At 69.2% G+C, this 16,461-nt stretch carries 18 protein-coding genes and 1 pseudogene; 13 read left to right on the top strand and 6 right to left on the bottom strand.

The annotated features are described in order from the left end of the window. The 8 genes and pseudogenes from AC07OY_RS26065 to AC07OY_RS26030 form a co-directional block, all read left to right on the top strand. Nucleotides 1-687: pseudogene (locus tag AC07OY_RS26065) on the top strand (peptidoglycan-binding protein); the annotation flags it as partial. Nucleotides 688-701: 14 nt separating this feature from the next. After that, on the top strand, nucleotides 702-1,361 hold the full coding sequence (locus AC07OY_RS26060; RefSeq protein WP_495045506.1) for a general secretion pathway protein GspB: 660 nt from the start codon (nucleotides 702-704) through the stop codon (nucleotides 1,359-1,361). Nucleotides 1,362-1,405: 44 nt separating this feature from the next. Further along, nucleotides 1,406-1,813: a hypothetical protein gene (locus AC07OY_RS26055; protein ID WP_495045505.1), complete on the top strand. Its 408-nt coding sequence runs from the start codon at nucleotides 1,406-1,408 to the stop codon at nucleotides 1,811-1,813. A gap of 43 nt (nucleotides 1,814-1,856) precedes the next feature. Then, nucleotides 1,857-2,405, top strand: coding sequence for a CC0125/CC1285 family lipoprotein (locus AC07OY_RS26050; protein WP_495045504.1), 549 nt, complete (start codon nucleotides 1,857-1,859; stop codon nucleotides 2,403-2,405). Between the two features lie 107 nt (nucleotides 2,406-2,512). Next, complete coding sequence (locus tag AC07OY_RS26045; RefSeq protein ID WP_495045502.1) at nucleotides 2,513-2,944, top strand: putative signal transducing protein; 432 nt, start codon at nucleotides 2,513-2,515, stop codon at nucleotides 2,942-2,944. A 160-nt stretch (nucleotides 2,945-3,104) separates the two neighbouring features. After that, complete coding sequence (locus AC07OY_RS26040; protein ID WP_495045501.1) at nucleotides 3,105-3,440, top strand: hypothetical protein; 336 nt, start codon at nucleotides 3,105-3,107, stop codon at nucleotides 3,438-3,440. A gap of 80 nt (nucleotides 3,441-3,520) precedes the next feature. Continuing rightward, nucleotides 3,521-3,928: a hypothetical protein gene (locus AC07OY_RS26035; protein ID WP_495045500.1), complete on the top strand. Its 408-nt coding sequence runs from the start codon at nucleotides 3,521-3,523 to the stop codon at nucleotides 3,926-3,928. A gap of 246 nt (nucleotides 3,929-4,174) precedes the next feature. Next, nucleotides 4,175-4,549, top strand: coding sequence for a VOC family protein (locus AC07OY_RS26030; RefSeq protein WP_495045499.1), 375 nt, complete (start codon nucleotides 4,175-4,177; stop codon nucleotides 4,547-4,549). A 15-nt stretch (nucleotides 4,550-4,564) separates the two neighbouring features. Here the strand turns inward: AC07OY_RS26030 and lnt are convergent, their stop codons facing one another. The 3 genes from lnt to AC07OY_RS26015 all read right to left on the bottom strand — a co-directional run bounded on the left by lnt (nucleotide 4,565) and on the right by AC07OY_RS26015 (nucleotide 8,901). Next, on the bottom strand, nucleotides 4,565-6,982 hold the full coding sequence (lnt, locus tag AC07OY_RS26025) for an apolipoprotein N-acyltransferase (RefSeq protein ID WP_495045498.1): 2,418 nt from the start codon (nucleotides 6,980-6,982) through the stop codon (nucleotides 4,565-4,567). Then, nucleotides 6,979-7,644 (bottom strand): hypothetical protein, encoded by a 666-nt coding sequence (locus AC07OY_RS26020; protein WP_495045497.1) that lies wholly within the window; start codon nucleotides 7,642-7,644, stop codon nucleotides 6,979-6,981. The genes lnt and AC07OY_RS26020 overlap by 4 nt, the downstream gene beginning before the upstream one ends. 156 nt (nucleotides 7,645-7,800) lie before the next feature. Then, entirely contained in the window at nucleotides 7,801-8,901 is a 1,101-nt protein-coding gene (locus AC07OY_RS26015; RefSeq protein ID WP_495045496.1) for an SGNH/GDSL hydrolase family protein, read from the bottom strand. A 266-nt stretch (nucleotides 8,902-9,167) separates the two neighbouring features. Between AC07OY_RS26015 and AC07OY_RS26010 the strand changes: the two genes are divergently transcribed. Both AC07OY_RS26010 and AC07OY_RS26005 read left to right on the top strand, forming a co-directional pair. Continuing rightward, complete coding sequence (locus AC07OY_RS26010; protein WP_495045495.1) at nucleotides 9,168-10,130, top strand: zinc metalloprotease; 963 nt, start codon at nucleotides 9,168-9,170, stop codon at nucleotides 10,128-10,130. Next, nucleotides 10,127-10,438 (top strand): hypothetical protein, encoded by a 312-nt coding sequence (locus AC07OY_RS26005; RefSeq protein WP_495045494.1) that lies wholly within the window; start codon nucleotides 10,127-10,129, stop codon nucleotides 10,436-10,438. The genes AC07OY_RS26010 and AC07OY_RS26005 overlap by 4 nt, the downstream gene beginning before the upstream one ends. Before the next feature lie 10 nt (nucleotides 10,439-10,448). Here AC07OY_RS26005 and AC07OY_RS26000 read toward each other — a convergent pair whose 3' ends face one another. After that, nucleotides 10,449-11,954 (bottom strand): TonB C-terminal domain-containing protein, encoded by a 1,506-nt coding sequence (locus AC07OY_RS26000; RefSeq protein WP_495045493.1) that lies wholly within the window; start codon nucleotides 11,952-11,954, stop codon nucleotides 10,449-10,451. 64 nt (nucleotides 11,955-12,018) lie between these two features. After that, on the bottom strand, nucleotides 12,019-12,390 hold the full coding sequence (locus tag AC07OY_RS25995; RefSeq protein WP_495045492.1) for a VOC family protein: 372 nt from the start codon (nucleotides 12,388-12,390) through the stop codon (nucleotides 12,019-12,021). A gap of 151 nt (nucleotides 12,391-12,541) precedes the next feature. Between AC07OY_RS25995 and AC07OY_RS25990 the strand changes: the two genes are divergently transcribed. Next, a complete protein-coding gene (locus AC07OY_RS25990; protein WP_495045491.1) occupies nucleotides 12,542-12,790 on the top strand; it encodes a hypothetical protein in 249 nt (82 codons plus the stop codon). 27 nt (nucleotides 12,791-12,817) lie between these two features. Here AC07OY_RS25990 and AC07OY_RS25985 read toward each other — a convergent pair whose 3' ends face one another. Continuing rightward, nucleotides 12,818-13,750, bottom strand: coding sequence for an NAD(P)-dependent oxidoreductase (locus tag AC07OY_RS25985; protein WP_495045490.1), 933 nt, complete (start codon nucleotides 13,748-13,750; stop codon nucleotides 12,818-12,820). A 32-nt stretch (nucleotides 13,751-13,782) separates the two neighbouring features. Between AC07OY_RS25985 and AC07OY_RS25980 the strand changes: the two genes are divergently transcribed. Beyond that, the gene (locus AC07OY_RS25980) at nucleotides 13,783-14,343 is read left to right on the top strand and encodes a YdeI/OmpD-associated family protein (protein WP_495045489.1); all 561 of its coding nucleotides are present in this window, start codon (nucleotides 13,783-13,785) and stop codon (nucleotides 14,341-14,343) included. Between the two features lie 72 nt (nucleotides 14,344-14,415). After that, on the top strand, nucleotides 14,416-16,461 hold the full coding sequence (locus tag AC07OY_RS25975; RefSeq protein ID WP_495045488.1) for a M13 family metallopeptidase: 2,046 nt from the start codon (nucleotides 14,416-14,418) through the stop codon (nucleotides 16,459-16,461).

Genomic DNA, 16,461 nt, shown 5'->3' with positions numbered 1-16,461 from the left:
GCTTCGGCGGCGGCGCCGGCCGCGAGTGCGGCACCCCAGCCGGCCTCCGCCGCCAGCGCAGCCGCGCCGGCCCCCGAGGCCCTGCAGCTGGCCGGCTGGACACCGCGGGACGACGACGCTTGGGGCGGGCTGGCCCAGCGCTGGGGCCTGCCGCTGCCGGACCAGGCCGACGCCTGCACGGTCGCCGCCCAGCGCGGCCTGCAGTGCTATCGCAGCACCACCGGCAGCCTGTCGCTGATCCGCCTGATCGACCGCCCGGTCTTGCTGACGCTGCGGCGCCCGGGCCAGCCGCCGGCCCTGGCCGCGCTGGTCGGGCTGGATGGGCAGCAGGCCACGCTGCTGGTGGACGGCAAGCCGCGCCGGGTCGCGGTGGCCGAGCTGGCCGGCTTGTGGCGAGGCGAGTTCGCCACCTTCTGGCGCGTGCCGCCGGGCTATGTCAACCGCGCCGAGAACATGGGGCCGCTGCGTGAATGGCTGGCTGCCCAGCTGGCCCAGGTGCCGGGCATCGCGTCGCCCGCCAGCGCAGCCACTTCCACGCCGCAGGGCTGGGCCGAACTGACCCGCCAGTTCCAGGCCTTCCAGGCCAGCCAGGGCCTGCAGCCCGATGGCCGCATCGGCCCCATCACGCTGATGCAGATCAACCGTGCGACGGGCGTCGCCGAGCCGCGCCTGGACGCGGCACACTGAACGACAGAACTGCCATGTCCTACATCCTCGACGCCCTGCGCCGTGCCGAAGCCGATCGCGAACGCGAGCGCGGCCAGGTGCCGGGCCTGCACACCCAACCGCCTTCCGGCAGCGAGGCCGCGCGAGGCGCCGGCCGGCGCCGCTGGCTGCCCTGGACGGGTGGCGGCCTGCTGCTGCTGGCCGGCATTGGCGCCGGCGTCTGGTGGGCGAGCGGGCCGCAGGAAGCCGCGCCGCCGCCTCCGCCTGCCGCCAAGGCGCCGCCTGCCGAAGTCGCCCCGCTGCCCGCTCCTGCGCCGGCGTCGGTTGCCAGCGCGCCGATGCCGGCACTGGCGGCTTCAGCCTCGCCCTATCTGCCTGCCGTGCCGCCGCCGGCCGCCGTGGCGCCTGCCCCCATACCCCGATCGGCCCCTGCCTTCGACCCGCCCCCCGCGCCGGCCGCCGAGGCGCCCATCCCGCGCCTGGCCGAACTGCCCGAGGCCACACGCCGGCAGCTGCCCCAGCTGGCGATCAGCGGATCGGTCTACTCGGACAACCCGGCCAGCCGCTTCGTGATGATCAACGGCGAAGTGATGCGCGAAGGCGCCTCGCTGGGCGCCGACCTCGTGCTGGAACAGATCCGGCCGCGCGAGCTGGTGCTGCGCTTCAAGGGGCAGAGGTATCGGGTGCCGGTTTGAGGCGGGCACGCTGTCCAAAGTTTGGAGCTTCCATGCGCCATTGCTTGTTCATCGCTCTTGCACTGGGCTCCGGCGCCACGATGGCGCAGGACTTCAACTGGAAGCTGCTCGAAGGGAAATGGGCCGAAAGCACGAAGCATCAGTTCGGCTGCCACCAGGACAATCTGCACCAGACCTTCGAGGTCAGTCCTGACCGCAAGAAGCTCACGCTGAAGAATGATCGTCGGTGGAAGATCGGAACAGGCGCCGAGGTCACCGAGTACAGCGCCACCATCCTGCGTGCCGAAGGGAACTCACTGTTCATCAGCTACGGATCAGAGCTTCAGGGCATTCCTGCTGAGTACCGTGAGTGGGAAATGCGCTTCATCGGCCCTGGTACCTACCGCTGGAGGGCTGCATCCTGGGCACCGAATCAGTTCAACGACGTCATCGGTGTCCGGTGTGCGCAGTGAGGCTGGGTCCGTCGCTCAGTCAAGACATCAGCCATCAAATCCAATGCACATCAAGCGCCCTTGTCTCTACATCCTCCTCGCCGCGGCAACTCTGCTGGCCGGATGCGCCTACTCCAACGCGGACAGCGAGCGCTATCGCTATCACCCGATGGGATGGGGTGGCGGACACGAAGTGAAAGCCAAGTCCGCAGACGTCTATTCAGTTGTCTATGCGGGAACGAACCATCCTTCATGGGAGACGGTCCAGACCTTCTGGCTCTATCGAGCGGCGACCTTGGCCCGTGAGAAGGGCGCCTGGGGATTTCAGATCCTGGATCTCAATCCAGGCCTGTCGTCAGGGAAGTATGTGAATCCCAAGGCGACGTCCCCATGCGACATCGTTCCCACATTCGGAAATTTCAACTATCCGTCGTATCACGGCACGGTTCGACTCATCAGCGAACCAGGCTCAGCCCCATCAGGTCTGAGCTACAACGCCAGCGTCCTGCTGGCAGCTATCGAGCCCTATGTCACCGGCTCTGAGCGCTGCCCGACCGGCAATGTGATTCCGCATGACAAGACCTATCTTGTGCGGGCAAGGACCGGTGGCTGACTGCTCGATTCCAGCGGGGGCCGCAGCTTTCACTGTGACAGAACAGGGCCGTCACCCGGACGCCTTCCTGCTGCAAATCGCCGGTTGCTTCTGCGTTGGAGCTCGCGATGGGCGCTGAGATCAAGTTCGCACTTCTGGAAGTTCATCTGAGTCCTTGGGAGGCGCACGTCAGCCGCGCACTCCTTGAGTCGGAGGGCATACCTGCCACGCTTGCCAGCGAGCATCACGTTGGGGCCATCTGGCCGATGGCGCTCATGCTGGGTGGCGTCCGCGTACTTGTCCCCGCCGGCAGCCTCGCCAGCGCGCGCGAGGTCCTGTCGTTGCGAGACCAAGGCGTCATGCAACAGGCCCTGCTGGAGCAATGGCCGAGCGAGGCTCCCGTCTGCTCCAAATGCGGAGCCACCACCTTTGAAGAAGGGAAAGACTGGGCTTCTGTTGCGTTGTCATTCCTGCTGCTATTCATATGCAAGGCAGCCTTCCCGCCGGTCAAGGTTCGAAGGTGTATGTCGTGTGGTCAGCCTGCGCATGGCGAGCTCTAAGCTCTCGCTGCAGCCGACCCGAACCGGCTGCGCGGTACTGGTTGGCTGAGCTCAGAACTTGAGCGCCGCAGGCCCCAAGTTCGGGGTTCCGGCCTGCGTTCCAGCCTAAAGCCGACTGCCGCTCCGCAGCGGTTGCGGACAAGGGAGTTACGCTGCTGGCATGGAACACTTCCCCCTTTCCGTCAACAAGGCGCTCGAACAGATAGAGCACCTGAGCGGCACCGATGTCGCAGTCGAAGGAATCCTCAGCTTTGACTTCGAGGAAGTCTGCATCCGGCACTTCCCGGCATCGGAGCGACGCGAGGGATTTGAATCAGCGGTTTGGCTATGGGTAGGAAGTGGCGCACTCGGCTTCGATGAAAAGGTATGCACCCAGCTGCATGGCAAGAGAGTCGTCGTTGAAGGCACCCTGTCCAGCGCCATTGCGGAGGCGGGATGCGGTCACTTGGGCGCCTATCCTGCGGAACTCCTTGCGAGGTCGCTCCGTCGGGCCTAGCCTCAAGTCCGCTGTCAGCCTAGAGCCGACTGCCGCTCTGCAGCGCAGGCGGACATCACCGCTTAGGCAGAATCGATGCCATGACGGTCAAAGAGCATGTCTTCCCATGGAAGGTATTTGTCTTCGCGCCTCTAGTTTGGGTGCTAGCTTGTCCCATTGCGCTTTTCATTGCGGCCTGCATCGTTTCGCAGCACGACCTGAACCACAAATTTCAGGTTGGCGTCCTCTTCGGCTTCATTGCATTGCCGTATGCGTATGCAGCAACGCTCTTGGTCGGTCTGCCGACGTACGTTCTATGTCTGCTTAGAGGTCTGGAAAGATGGACGAGTTGGATATTCCTATTTGCCGGAGCCTCCGCCTCAGCATTCGTTGCCTGCCAGAGTGGCAGCGTCGACGAAATGGCGATCGGGCTCTTCTTGGCGGGATTTGCAGTAACGATCGCGGCTTGCCTGTTGGAGCGTCGAAACCGCCTAAAGCAGCTGACGTGAGACGAGAAAGTCCGCTTCCAGCCTGAAGCGGCCAGCATCTCCGCACTCTGCGCTGGACTGGGTGGTCAAGCCGCCGGACACGCCGCCCTGCAAAGCACCTCCGCACAAGGTGCTCATCAGGCGCCGGATTCCGTGCGCAGAAGATGCTGAACCTGGGCTCAGGTCGCATCGGAATATGCAGCTGCGCTTCGCCCTTCGCCGCCAGAATTCGCATCGCCGACCAGAACGGAGCTGAGGAGGACGCGTATGAACCTGAACACCGCCCGAGTCTTTGTGCGAGACCTTGTTGCAGCCGAAGACTTCTACGCGAGGAAGTTGCTTCTGCCGTTGCGTGCGGGAGGCGCGGCCCACGGCTACTGCGTGTTTGCGCCAGGCAGTGCGCAGCTCATCGTCGAGTCCGTGCCACCGGAGGCGCCCGAAGACGAGCAAGTCCTGGTAGGCCGTTTCACAGGCTTGTCCTTTGCCGTCAGCTCAGTGGCGGAGAAGTACCAGGAACTGGTTTCGAGGGGCGTCACGTTCACGGGTGCACCGGAGGCGCAATCCTGGGGCGGCGTGCTGGCCACGCTGCAGGATCCAGAGGGCAACCAACTGCAGTTGGCCCAGTATCCAAATGGCGTTTGACTGCCGCCCCCTGCATCAAGCCGCCAGCGCCCGCATCAACATCCAGGCCGGCAGGCCCAGGTAGAGCGTCAGCAGCCCCAGCCTCTCGAGCCAGGCACGCGCGACACCCGCCTGCGCAGGCCGCAGCAGCCCGCCGGCCAGCGCGCCGGCCTCGATCAGCGCGCGGACGGCCGCCGAGCACAGCACGACGCCAATGGCCCAGGCGGCCCACCACAGCGTGAAGGCCGCCAGATAGGCGCCCAGGCCATAGCTGTAGAGCTCGCCGAAGGGGCTGCCGTAGGCGATCTTCTGATGCAGCTGGAAGGCCGGCACGGCCAGCAGCAGGGGCAGCAGCAGGAATTTGAAGGCCGGCTGGGCCAGCCGGCTCCAGGGGCGCTGCGCGCGGCCGCGGGCATAGGCCCACCAGCCGCTTGACGGCGGGGCCTGGTGCAGGGGAATGCCCAGGGCGTGAGCCAAGGCCCAGGGATCGCGCAAGGCGAGACCGTAAGGCCAATGGCCTCCAGCGTTCAGGCGCAGCGAGACGCCAGCGCCGGGCAGGGGCAGGCGCCAGGGTTGGAGGGCGGCAATGTCCTGCAGCGCAACCTCCAGGCGCTGGCTGCCGCGCGCCAGCGCCAGGCGGCCATCGGCCAACGTGACCTCGGCCGTGCAGATGCGCAGCAGCACCCAGGCGGCCGCTTCTGGGATGAGGCACAGGGCCGCGAACATGCGGATCAGGGCCATGGTATTGGCCTGCACCAGGCCGTCGCCCCACAGCACGGCCGCGCCCATGGCGAGGGCGCCGCCGCGCGAGACCAGCCGCAGCAGGCCGGCCATGAGGCGAACTGCCGGCGGCAGCACGACGAGGCGGGCGGGCAGTGCGGCCGTGGCGTCGGCGGGCCGGGCCGTCAGCCCGCGGCGTAGCAGCGTCATGGCTGCCAGTGCGGCGAGGAAGAGGGCCGCCGCGCGGCCGACCCAGTCGCCCCAGCGGACCATCAGCGTCGGCGCCGGGTCGCGCACCGGCAGGTCGCCGATGACCAGGGTGCGCTCTCCCATGCGCGTGCCAGCGATGACCTGGCCACGCGCATCGATGACGGCGCTGAAGCCATTGGTCGTGACGCGGAACTGCGGCAGCCGGGTCTCGATGCTGCGAAAGGCCGCGACGGCCTGGTGCAGGGCGGCGCCCTGCTCGTGGGCCGTGAACCAGGCGTCGTTGGACATCGTCAGGATGACTTGCGCTCCGAGCCGTGCGCCGGCGATGGCGAGGCCGGGGTCGGTGTCGTCCAGGCAGATCAGCGGCAGCACGGGGATCTCGCGGCCGTCGGCCAGGCGCAGCGGGAAGACGCGGGCGCCATCGCCCGGCCGCCAGTTGCCGGCCCCAGGCAGGGCGGCGCGCACGGCAGGCCTGTCCAGCCAGGCCGGCAGGTATTCGGTGAAGGGGAAGAGCCGGGTCTTGCGGTACATGCCCAGCAGCCCGGCGCCCGGCTGCACGAAGGCGGCGGCGTTGTACTCGCCCTTGGCATCGCGGTCGTAGCTGCCGAAGACAAAGGGCACGCCGGCCGCGTCGATGATGGCGCGGATCTCGGCGTCCAGCTCGGCGCCGGCCTCGCTCTTGGGCTGGCCGAAGCTGGTCGGGTAGACGGTCTCCGACCACAGCAGCGCATCGACTTTCTGGCGCTCGACGGCGTCATGGCTCATCGCGAAATGGGTATCGAGCACCTCGCGCACGACGACCTCGGCGCCCTTCTCGCGGCGCAGCCGCTCGTAGTCGGTGATGTTGGACTGCACCAGGCCCATGCGCAGCGGCCGGGCTGTTGCTTGCGGCTGCGACGGTGCCATCAGGCCGTAGACAGCCAGCAGCAGCGGACCCACAGCGGCCAGGGCCAGAGGCTTCAGCAGGCCCCGGCGGCGGCGCGCCAGTGCGACAGCCAGGGCCTCGTTGGCCAGCAGCAGCACGACGGTCAGGCCGGTGGCGCCGCTCAGCTCGGCGGCCTGGCGCAGCAGCGGGGCGGGATAGAGGCCGTGCCCGAGGGTGTCGCCCAGCAGATGAGGAACCGCCCATTCGGTGCCGACCCAGGCGGCGGCACCTGCGCAGGCCGCGAGCACGGGGCCGTGGTGGCGACGTGCGACATGGCGCACCAGGGCGAAGACGAGGATCTGCGGCTGGAACAGCGGTGCCGCGAGCAGCAGCAGGGCCAGGCCCGCACCCGCGCCGATCTGCGTGTAGGCGCCGAGGGCGCTGCCGAACCAGTAGAAGACGGCGCCCGTGTAGGCCATCGACATGGCCCAGGCGCCGAGCAGCAGGGGCGCGAGCCGGGTTTCGGCATCCAGCGTGCGCAGCCAGGGGACGAGGGCCACGAAGCCAAGCACCCAAGCCGGGCCGCCGCGGGCATAGAGGCCGCACAGCAGGGCCGCCAGGACGATGCCGGCCCCGCGCTGGTCGGCGAGGCGGCTCAACGCGGGCCGTCCACCGGCGCAGGCACGACGATGCGCCGCAGCGGCAGGCCGGGCGGCGCCAGCTCGGGCGTCACGACGCGGTCGGCCGGCACGGCCACCGTGCGGCCGTTGACGACGACCGTCGAGGCATCCGGCGAGAACATCAGCATGGGCTCGATGCGCTGGCCGTCGTCGGTGGCCTGGTGGTGGCGCACATAGCCGGCCGGCAGCTCGAAGTTCTCGGGCACGGCCAGGCCGATGAGGGGCGGGCGGGTGCCGGGCGGATTGAAGGCGCCCAGGCCCGTGCGCACGCCGGCCGCATGCAGTCTCTGGATCACTTCAGCCATCGTCGGGCGTTCACCTTCGTTGACGTAGTCGGCCAGGTCGGGCGTCTGGTCGCCGTTGGGGTCGCGCTGGCGCGGGATGCGCGGCGCCGGTGCGGCCGGCGTGGTGGCCATCGCGACGACGGTGGCCTCGGGCATGCTGGCCAGGGGATGCGGTGTGACGGGCGGCGCAGCGGCGATGGGTGCGCTGGCGGGTACGGCGGCCAGCAGCGCGGGCGCGGGTGCCTCGGCCGTCGGCCACCACCAGGCCAGCCCGCCGGCCACGGCGGCGAGCGCGATCACCAGCACCCAGGGAGAGGGGCCCCAGGCGTTCTGCTTGCGCTCGCGCGGACGCGTCATGACACAGCTCGCTTGCCGTGGTGAACCTTTGCGGGCCGAGCGACGGGCCGCTCCCTGGCCGGCCCGCTGTGGCGATGTGCTTGCCGGTCAATCCGGCAAGCATCGCCGTCCTCTCGGGGGACCGGCCAAGGTCTTCCTTGGACGAGGGGCTTCACGTTATGGCGCTGCCGGGTTCGACGTCGAAATCGCCCAGCCCATGCGCTCATGCCCGTACTGGTTCCAGATCGGGCTCTTGCCGTTCGTGAACGAGGTGTAGCGCGCGGCGCCCGAGCCGGTGGTGCCGCCGAAGAGGCCGGCGGACACGGTGCCGCCCGTGTAGGTCGGGTGGGTGTCGTCGGACTGGATGTAGTCGTAGCTGCTGCTGGCCGACACGAACTTGGCGTTGGCGTCGCGGATGGTCGGCTTCAGCGCCCCGGTGATGCGGCCCACGTAGCTGGCCTCGCTTTCGCCCGGCACCCAGCGCAGCGCCTCGGAGTCGATGACGCCGTCGCCGTTGCTGTCGTAGTCGGCGCCCATGTACTGCGCGAAATTGTCCGCGCAGTTGAAGCCCTTCTGGCGGGCGTACTCGCACATCCAGTAGTTCATCGTCGCGACCTTGGGCAGGAAGCGGTCGCGCATGTTGACGGTGGCGCCGGTGCCGGGATCCTTGCAGCTGCTCTGCGCGTTGTCGGCGTTGTAGCCGGGGTAGTGCAGGTTGGAGATCTGCTTGAGCTTCACGCCGGCATAGGCGTTGGCGTTGATGAAGTCCATGGCCGCGGCCACATAGGTCTTGCAGCTGTTGACTGCGGCGTCCATGCCCGCGTAGTTGCAGGTGCCGGTCTGGCTCTTGAAGGCCGAGCGTGCCTGCAGGCCGTCGTTGCCGCACATCTCGAAGGTGACGACGCGCGTGGAGGCCGCCTGCATGTACGACTTCTCGGCCACGATCTTGTTGTTGTAGATGTCGGAGGCGACCGCACCGGACTTGGTGCGGCGCACGCTCTCGATGCTGGCATTCCACCTGGCCGCCAGGTACTCGGCATCCACCGTGGGCGCCGAGTATTTGGCCGCGTTCAGCACCGAGCCGTTGTAGCCGGCGTAGATGGAGTCGCCATAGGCCACGATGCGGTATTTGGCCGTCGTGCCGGCGCGGTTGATGGTCCAGGACACGTTCTGTGTCAACGTGCTGGCGGAAGCCGGTGTGGCGCATATCACTGCCAGCAGGGGCAGGCCGAATCGGCGGGTCGCGCGGCGGATGGCGGCGCTCAGGGAAGTCCTCATCTGTGTCTCCTAGCTTGTGTGTTGCAAAGGGAATCAACAGAGCGTCCGGCCGCCGCGTCGGCGGGCCGGAACCACGAACAACGGCTTCACGCTAGCACCGCGTCTGCGGGGGCCATTGCGGACATTCCCTCTGTGTGCGCTGCAGCAAGAGGGACGGGAGAACCCCCGTTCCTCCCCAAGGGTGGGGAGGCGCATTGCGGCGGCAGCGGCTACGTTTGCGCAGCGCCGCAGGCGCCCCTGTCCCTCCCGCCACCAGGAGTCATGCCATGGCCACCAAGAAGAAGGGCGCCGCTGGCGCCAAGACCGCTGCCCCGTCCGCCAAGAAGGCCGCGGCCCCCGGGCTGCATCGCCGCTGCGGCTGCATGTCCGTCCACTACTGGCTGCTGGAGCAGCATCCGCAATACCGCATGGCGCAGAGCGACCTGGAGCATTCCTTCATGGACTCGCGGCGCATGGCCAAGGTCGCGCCCAGGAAGCCCTACAAGGTGACCGTGGTCGTCCATCTGCTGCAGTCGCCAGGCGCGCCCAAGGTCACGGCCGCGCAGGTCGCCTCGCAGATCAAGGTCCTCAACCAGGACTTCCGTGCCAAGAACGCCGATCGCAGCAAGACCCCCCCGGTCTGGAAGGGTTTGGTGGCCGACGCCATGGTCGAGTTCCAGCTGGCCACCAAGGACCCCAAGGGCAAGGCGACCACCGGCATCCTGCATGTGCCGACCAAGGAGGTGGCCTTCGGGCAGAACGACTCGATGAAGGATCCCAAGCGCGGCGGCAGCGCGCCCTGGCCGACGGACCGCTACCTGAACATCTGGGTCGGCCAGCTCAAGGACGGGCTGCTGGGCTACGCCCAGTTTCCCGGCGGCCCGGCTGCGACCGACGGCGTAGTCATCTCGCTGAATGCCTTCGGCACCAGCGGCACGGCTCAGGCCCCGTTCAACAAGGGCCGCACCTGCACGCACGAGGTCGGTCATTACCTGAACCTGCGCCACATCTGGGGCGACACGCCGGACTGCAGCGGCGGCGATGGCGTCGACGACACGCCCAATGCGGAAGGCCCCAACTTCGGTGCGCCGGGCTTCCCCAGCATCAGCTGCCAGAACGGACCCAATGGCGACATGTTCATGAACTACATGGACTATGTCGACGACGCCGCCATGTTCATGTTCACGCCCGAGCAGGTGGCGCGGATGCATACTGCATTGCAGGGACCACGCAAGACGCTCTGGACGTGAACAAGCAGCAACTCCTCGGCAGCTGGGTGCATGCGCACGAGCGCGACGGCTCGGGCACCAGCGTCTACGTGGACGCCGGGGAGGCGCTGCCGCCCAGCCGGGGCCGCCAGCGCCTGACCTTCCTGGACGACGGCAGCTTCGAGGAAGGCCGGCCCGGCGCCGACGACCGCTCGGTCCAGGCGGCCGGCACGTACCAGCTCGACGGCAAGCGGCTGGTGCTGCACCGCAGCGGCTATGCGGCCGCGGTTTTCGAGGCTTCCTGCAGCGACGATGGCGCCAGCCTCAAGCTGAAGAAGCTGCCAGGCTGATCCGCGCGCTTCAGTACAGGCGGATGGCCGAGTCGAAATGCCAGGTGCGGCGGATCTCGATGACGTCGTACTCGCGCGCCAGCGCCGGCGTGAAGGCCGGGTAGTTGGCCTGGCTCTCGATGACGCGGCGGATGGCCTCGTCCAGGGCCGGCACGCCGCTGGAGCGGTAGAAGCTGACTGATTCCACCGTGCCGTCGGCGCGGATGGCCACGGTCACCAGCGGATCGGCATAGGGCTGCTTCAGCGCGTCGCGGACCAGATCCATGGTCGTCGGGTTGAGCTGGATCTTGCGCGCCCAGGCTTCGGCGTACAGCACCATCTCGGCATTGGCGTCGGTGCGGCCGAACAGCCGGCCGCGGCGCAGGCTGCTCCAGGACGAGGGGCGCGAATCCTGGGCCTGGCGGGCCGCATCGCGCTTGGCAGCTTCCTCGTTCAGCTGCTGGCCGATGGCGCGCAGCCTGGCCTCGCGCTGCTCCTCTTCGGCCTTGGCGGCCGCCTGCTTGGCCGCGGCGTTGCGGGCAGCTTCCTGCCGGGCCGCCTCGGCGCGGGCGGCTTCCTGCCGTGCGCCTTCCTGGCGGGCAGACTCGGCGGCCTGGCGAGCGGCTTCGGCGCGCGCGGCTTCCTGGCGCACCGCCTCCTGGCGGCTGGCCTCTTGCCGGGCCGCTTCGGCACGCGCCGCTTCGGCACGCGCGCTCTCCTGCCGCGCGGCTTCCTGTTGGGCGGCGGCGCGGCGCTCGGCTTCCAGGCGGGCCGCCTCCGCCTTCGCCGTGGCCTGGCGCTGGGCTTCGGCGCGTTCGGCTTCCAGCCGCGCGGCCTCGGCCCGGGCCGCGGCCTCGATGCGCGCCGCTTCCTTGCGGGCGGCCTCCTGCCGGGCCGCTTCCTGTCTGGCGGTTTCCAGGCGTTCCGCCTCGGCCAACTTCTCCGTCTGCTGCTGAGCCTGCTGCTGGGTCTCGCGCCGGGCGCGGTCGAGCTGGGCCATCTCCGCAGCGCGCTCGCGGGCTTCGCGGTCCGGGGCTGTGCGTGCGCTGTCGTCGCGTGTCAGCGCCGTCAGGGCGCTGGAGGCGGCGGACAAGGCGGCGAGAACGGGCGCCGAGGCCGGCGGCGTGGGCGGCACGGTCCAGGTGGTCTCGGCGGGGCGCTCCACGGCAATGAGGGCGGGCGCCGGCGGCGCGGCGGGCGGCGGCGCCTCGACAGCCTCGGCGCGGGAGGGCGGGACGGGCGCCTCAGGCGTCTCTTCAGGCGTTTCTTCAGCCGGCTGCGGCAGCGCGGCGGGCGCGGGTGCCGGTGCCTGCGCGAGCAGCACGACGCGCAGGTCGGGCGCCTCGGCGCGGCGTGCCTGCCAGGGCAGGCTCAGGCCCGGCAGGCCCAGGCCCGCGCCGCCGAAGGTCAGGCTCAGCAGCAGGGCGTGCAGGACCAGCGAGACGCCCCAGGCCGTCCAGGGGCGGGACGGCGGGCGCCGCCGCGGCCAGGGTGCCAGCGTCGGTACGCGGCTGGGGTTGCTGGACCAGCGGCTCAAGCCAGCCCCAGCCAATGGGGGCGATTCAGCTCGGCAGGGTCCAGGCAGCGCATGCGTCCCGTCCTCAGACGTGCTGGTCGATCAGCACCGGGTTGCCATCGGGGTCGGTCAGCGACAGATAGCCCGGCCCGGTGGCCGCGGGGTCGGCCTGCTGGTCCAGCTTCAGGCCTCGGGCCTGCAGCTGCTGCTGGATCTGGCGCACGTCGGTGAAGCTGGCCAGGGCCTGGGCATTGCTGTCCCAGCCGGGGTTGAAGGTCAGCATGTTCTTCTCGAACATGCCCTGGAACAGGCCGATGACGGTGGTCCCGTTCTTCAGGATGAGCCAGTTCTGCTCCTGGTTGCCGCCAAAGACGCTGAAGCCCAGGGCTTCATAGAAGGCGCGGGAGGCGGCAATGTCCTTGACCGCGAGGCTGATGGAGAAGGCACCCAGTTCCATGGCGGATCCTTGGCGAGGCAGAGGCCGGCAGCGTAGCGCAGCGGCCGGCCCCGAAATAAGGGGGGCGGGCGTGTCGCATCCGGTGTCGCGATGACGTCTGTTCCCTACACGCCTGCGATTCACTGCGATACCGCCGCCCTCGGGAGGTCCCATGAAGCCCCTGCTGCCTACGCCCCGCCGCCTGCTGACGCTGGATGCGCTGTTCGCGCGCCGACGGTCTGCGCGCGTGGAACCCGTGCTGGAGCAGGACACCCGCATGCCGGACGAACCCGAGCTGCGGGTGCTTCAGGCGCTGGCCAGCACCCAGATGGGGCGGCTGGCCGCCGAGGTGGCGCTGGAGGAGGGCAGCCGGCGCCAATACGCCGCCCGCGACGAGAGCGTGGTGCTGGAAAAGCGCTAGGGCCTGCGAACGCTGCGGCAATGGGCCCTATAGCGGCGTCACCAGGGCCTCGCCGCGCCGCCAGGCCTCGACATTGGCAATGAAGTTCTCCACCGTGGCGCGGATGGACTGCGGCGACCAGCCGGCCACATGGGGCGTCAGGATGACGTTGGGCAGGTCCACCAGTTCCAGCGGCGGCCGCGGCTCGCTCTCGTAGACGTCCAGGGCCGCGCCGGCGAGCTGGCCCGACCGCAGGGCCGCCGCCAGCGCCGCGGTGTCCACGCAGCTGCCACGGGCGATGTTGACGATATGGCCGCCGGCGCCCAGCGCCGCCAGCACCTCGGCATTGACGATGTGGCGGGTAGCCGCGCCGCCGGGCGTGGCGACGACAAGGTCATCGGCCCAGGCGGCGAGAGACAGCACGCTGTCGAACCAGGCCGCATCGCCGGCGTCCTCGCGCGGACGGCGGTTGTGATAGCCGATGACCATGCCGAAGGCCGTGGCCCGCGCGGCGATCTTGCGGCCGATGCCGCCCATGCCGATGACCCCCAGGCGCCGGCCCTTGAAGTTGGGGAAGAGCGGCAGGTCGTCGCGCCAGACGCCGGCGCGCAGCGCCGCACCCTGCTGGGGCAGGGCCCGCACGCTGGCCAGCAGCAAGGCCAGGGCGTGGTCGGCCACGCAGTCGTCATTGGTGACGGCGCCGTTGCAGACGAGGATGCCCGCCGCTTGGGCCGCGGCCACGTCGAGGTTCTCGTAGCCCGCGCCCTGGGCGGCCAGCAGCTTCAGGTGCGGGCAGGCGGCAAGCTCGGTGGCCGTGAATCCGACCGTGCCATTGGTCAGCACCAGTTCGATGTCGGCGCCCCGGGCCGCGATGGCGGCGGCGCGAGAGGCCGGATCGAGGGCTTCGACGACCTGGAAGCGCTCAAGCAGCAGGGCCTTGTGTTCGGCGGCGATGGGGACGAGGAGAAGCAGGGTGTTCATGGCCGGGGCAGGCGAATCAGAATGCGCCCATCATGGCCGAACCGCTCTACTTCTCTTCGCCGGCCGAGTTCCGAGACTGGCTGGCCAAGCATGGCGCCACGGCCGATGAGCTCATCGTCGGCTTCCACAAGGTCGCCAGCGGCGTGCCGAGCATGACCTGGCCGCAGTCCGTCGACGAGGCGCTCTGCCAGGGCTGGATCGACGGCGTGAGGAAGCGCGTGGACGAGCTGCGCTACCAGATCCGCTTCACGCCGCGCCGGCCGACCTCGATCTGGAGCCGCATCAACATCGACCGCGTGGCCGTGCTGACGGCCGAGGGCCGCATGCAGCCGGCCGGCCTGGCGGCTTTCGAGAAACGCACAGACAAGCGCAGCGTCGTCTATGGCTATGAGCAGGACGATGAGGCGGCCCTGCCGCCCGAGCTGGAGAAGCGCTTCAAGCGCCAACGAAAGGCCTGGGCCTGGTTCGAGGCCCAGCCGCCGGGCTGGCGGCGCCAGATGCTGCGCTGGGTGCTGGGCGCCAAGCAGGGGGCAACCCGCGACCGCCGCCTGGAGCAGCTGATGGCGGCGGCGGCCGAGGGCCGCCGGCTCTGATCCGGTCTGACGAATGGCTGTCGCCACGGCCTGCCACCACAATCCGCCCACTTCCAGATTTCCCGTTCCATCATGAAACGACTGCTGCTGCCCGCCCTGCTCGCGGCCACCTTGGCCCATGCAGCCGGCGAAACCCCGCTCGACGCCCTGCCCTACACGCCCAGCCTGGACGTGGCGGCCATGGACCGCACGGCCGATCCCTGCGACGACCTCTACCGCTTCGCCTGCGGCAGCTGGAGCCAGCTCAACCCCATCCCGGCCGACCAGGCCAAGTGGTCGGTCTACGCCAAGATGGCCAACGAGAACCAGCGCTATCTGTGGGGCGTGCTGAACAAGCTGGGCCAGGCCGGCGCCGAGCGCACGGCTCCCCAGGCCAAGCTGGGCGACTACTTCGCCAGCTGCATGGACGAAGGCGCCGCCCAGGCCGCCGGCCTCAAGCCGCTGCAGCCGCTGCTGGACCGCATCGCCGCGCTTCAGCACAAGAAGGACCTGCCGGCCCTGCTGGCCGAGCTGCAGCTGGCGGCGGGCAACGAGCGACTGTTCTTCGGCTTCAGCGCCGGCCAGGACTTCGCCGACGCGACGCGCCAGATCGCCTTCGCCTCGGCCGGTGGCCTGGGCCTGCCCGATCGCGACTACTACCTGAAGCGTGACGACAAGACGCTGAAGATCCGCAACGCCTACGAGGCCCATGTGGCCCACGTCTTCACCCTGCTGGGCGAGACGCCCGCGGCGGCCCAGGCGCTGGCGCGCAGCGTGCTGGCGACGGAGACCCTGCTGGCCAAGGCCTCGCTGTCCAAGGTCGACAAGCGCGATCCCTACAAGACCTTCCACGTCGTCGACGCCGCCGGCCTGAAGGCGCTGACGCCCGGCTTCGACTGGCCCAGCTACCAGGCCGCCCTGGGCACGACGCCCTGGCACGCCCGCTACAACGTCACCGAGCCGGCCTTCTTCAAGGCCTTCGCCGCGCGCCTCCAGGCCATGAGCCTGGCCGACCTCAAGACCTATCTGCGCTGGCAGCTGGCCAGCAGCCTGGCGCCGGCCCTGGACAACGGTTTCGTGCAGGCCAACTTCGACTTCTACGGCCAGACCCTGACCGGCACGCCCCAGCTCAAGCCGCGCTGGAAGCGCTGCGTGCAACTGGTCGACGTGCAGCTCGGCGAGGCCCTGGGCCAGGAGTTCATCGCCCGCAACTTCACGCCCGAGCTCAAGGCCGCGACGGTGGAGATGACGCACGAGATCGAGGTGGCCATGGGCCGCTCCATCGACAGCCTGGCCTGGATGAGCGCCGAGACCAAGGCCCGCGCCCACGAGAAGCTCAAGGCCATCGTCAACAAGGTGGGCTATCCCGAGCGCTGGCGCGACTACTCGGCCTTCGCCGTGCAGCGTGGCGACTTCCTCGGCAACGTCATGCGCGGCAATGCCTTCGAGGCCCGGCGCCGCCTGGCCAAGATCGGCCAGCCGCTGGACCGCGGCGAATGGAGCATGACGCCGCAGACGGTCAATGCCTATTACGACGCGCAGATGAACGACATCAACTTCCCCGCCGGCGTGCTGCAGCCGCCGCTGTACGACCGGCGCATGGACGAAGCGCCCAACTACGGCAACACCGGCGGCACCATCGGCCATGAGCTGATCCACGGCTTCGACGACGAAGGCCGCCAGTTCGATGCCAAGGGCAATCTGAAGAGCTGGTGGACCAAGAAGGACGGCCAGGCCTTCGAGAAGCGCGCCGCCTGCGTGGCCGACCAGTACGCCCAGTACCCGGTGATCGACGACATCAAGATCAATTCCAAGCTGACGCTGGGCGAAGACCTGGCCGACCTCGGCGGCCTCATCCTCGCCTGGGAGGCCTGGAAGGCCCACATGGCGGGCAAGACGCTGGAGAACCGCGACGGCCTGACGCCCGAGCAGCGCTTCTTCGTCGGCTTTGCGCAGTGGGACTGCGCGGACGCCCGCCCCGAGCAGCTGCGCGTGCACGCCAAGGTGGACCCGCACTCGCCGGCCAAGTGGCGCATCAACGGCGTCGTCGTCAACATGCCGCAGTTCGAGAAGGCTTTTGCCTGCAAGCCGGGCGCCAAGCTGGTGAAGCCGGCGGGCCAGCATTGCAAGGTCTGGTGA

It is taken from the genome of Roseateles sp. GW821-FHT09H10 (assembly GCF_059415865.1).
Note: the sequence above shows the minus strand (reverse complement) of the source record. Positions and strands in the feature narration are given on the sequence as shown.

Coding starts and splice junctions, on each gene's coding strand:
- AC07OY_RS26010 (WP_495045495.1), top strand. CDS start 9,168: ATGGCCACCAAGAAGAAGGGCGCCGCTGGCGCCAAGACCGCTGCCCCG.
- AC07OY_RS26030 (WP_495045499.1), top strand. CDS start 4,175: ATGAACCTGAACACCGCCCGAGTCTTTGTGCGAGACCTTGTTGCAGCC.
- AC07OY_RS26035 (WP_495045500.1), top strand. CDS start 3,521: ATGACGGTCAAAGAGCATGTCTTCCCATGGAAGGTATTTGTCTTCGCG.
- AC07OY_RS25980 (WP_495045489.1), top strand. CDS start 13,783: ATGGCCGAACCGCTCTACTTCTCTTCGCCGGCCGAGTTCCGAGACTGG.
- AC07OY_RS26020 (WP_495045497.1), bottom strand. CDS start 7,644: ATGACGCGTCCGCGCGAGCGCAAGCAGAACGCCTGGGGCCCCTCTCCC.
- AC07OY_RS25985 (WP_495045490.1), bottom strand. CDS start 13,750: ATGAACACCCTGCTTCTCCTCGTCCCCATCGCCGCCGAACACAAGGCC.
- AC07OY_RS26060 (WP_495045506.1), top strand. CDS start 702: ATGTCCTACATCCTCGACGCCCTGCGCCGTGCCGAAGCCGATCGCGAA.
- AC07OY_RS26045 (WP_495045502.1), top strand. CDS start 2,513: ATGGGCGCTGAGATCAAGTTCGCACTTCTGGAAGTTCATCTGAGTCCT.
- AC07OY_RS25990 (WP_495045491.1), top strand. CDS start 12,542: ATGAAGCCCCTGCTGCCTACGCCCCGCCGCCTGCTGACGCTGGATGCG.
- AC07OY_RS26015 (WP_495045496.1), bottom strand. CDS start 8,901: ATGAGGACTTCCCTGAGCGCCGCCATCCGCCGCGCGACCCGCCGATTC.
- AC07OY_RS26050 (WP_495045504.1), top strand. CDS start 1,857: ATGCACATCAAGCGCCCTTGTCTCTACATCCTCCTCGCCGCGGCAACT.
- AC07OY_RS25975 (WP_495045488.1), top strand. CDS start 14,416: ATGAAACGACTGCTGCTGCCCGCCCTGCTCGCGGCCACCTTGGCCCAT.
- AC07OY_RS25995 (WP_495045492.1), bottom strand. CDS start 12,390: ATGGAACTGGGTGCCTTCTCCATCAGCCTCGCGGTCAAGGACATTGCC.
- AC07OY_RS26040 (WP_495045501.1), top strand. CDS start 3,105: ATGGAACACTTCCCCCTTTCCGTCAACAAGGCGCTCGAACAGATAGAG.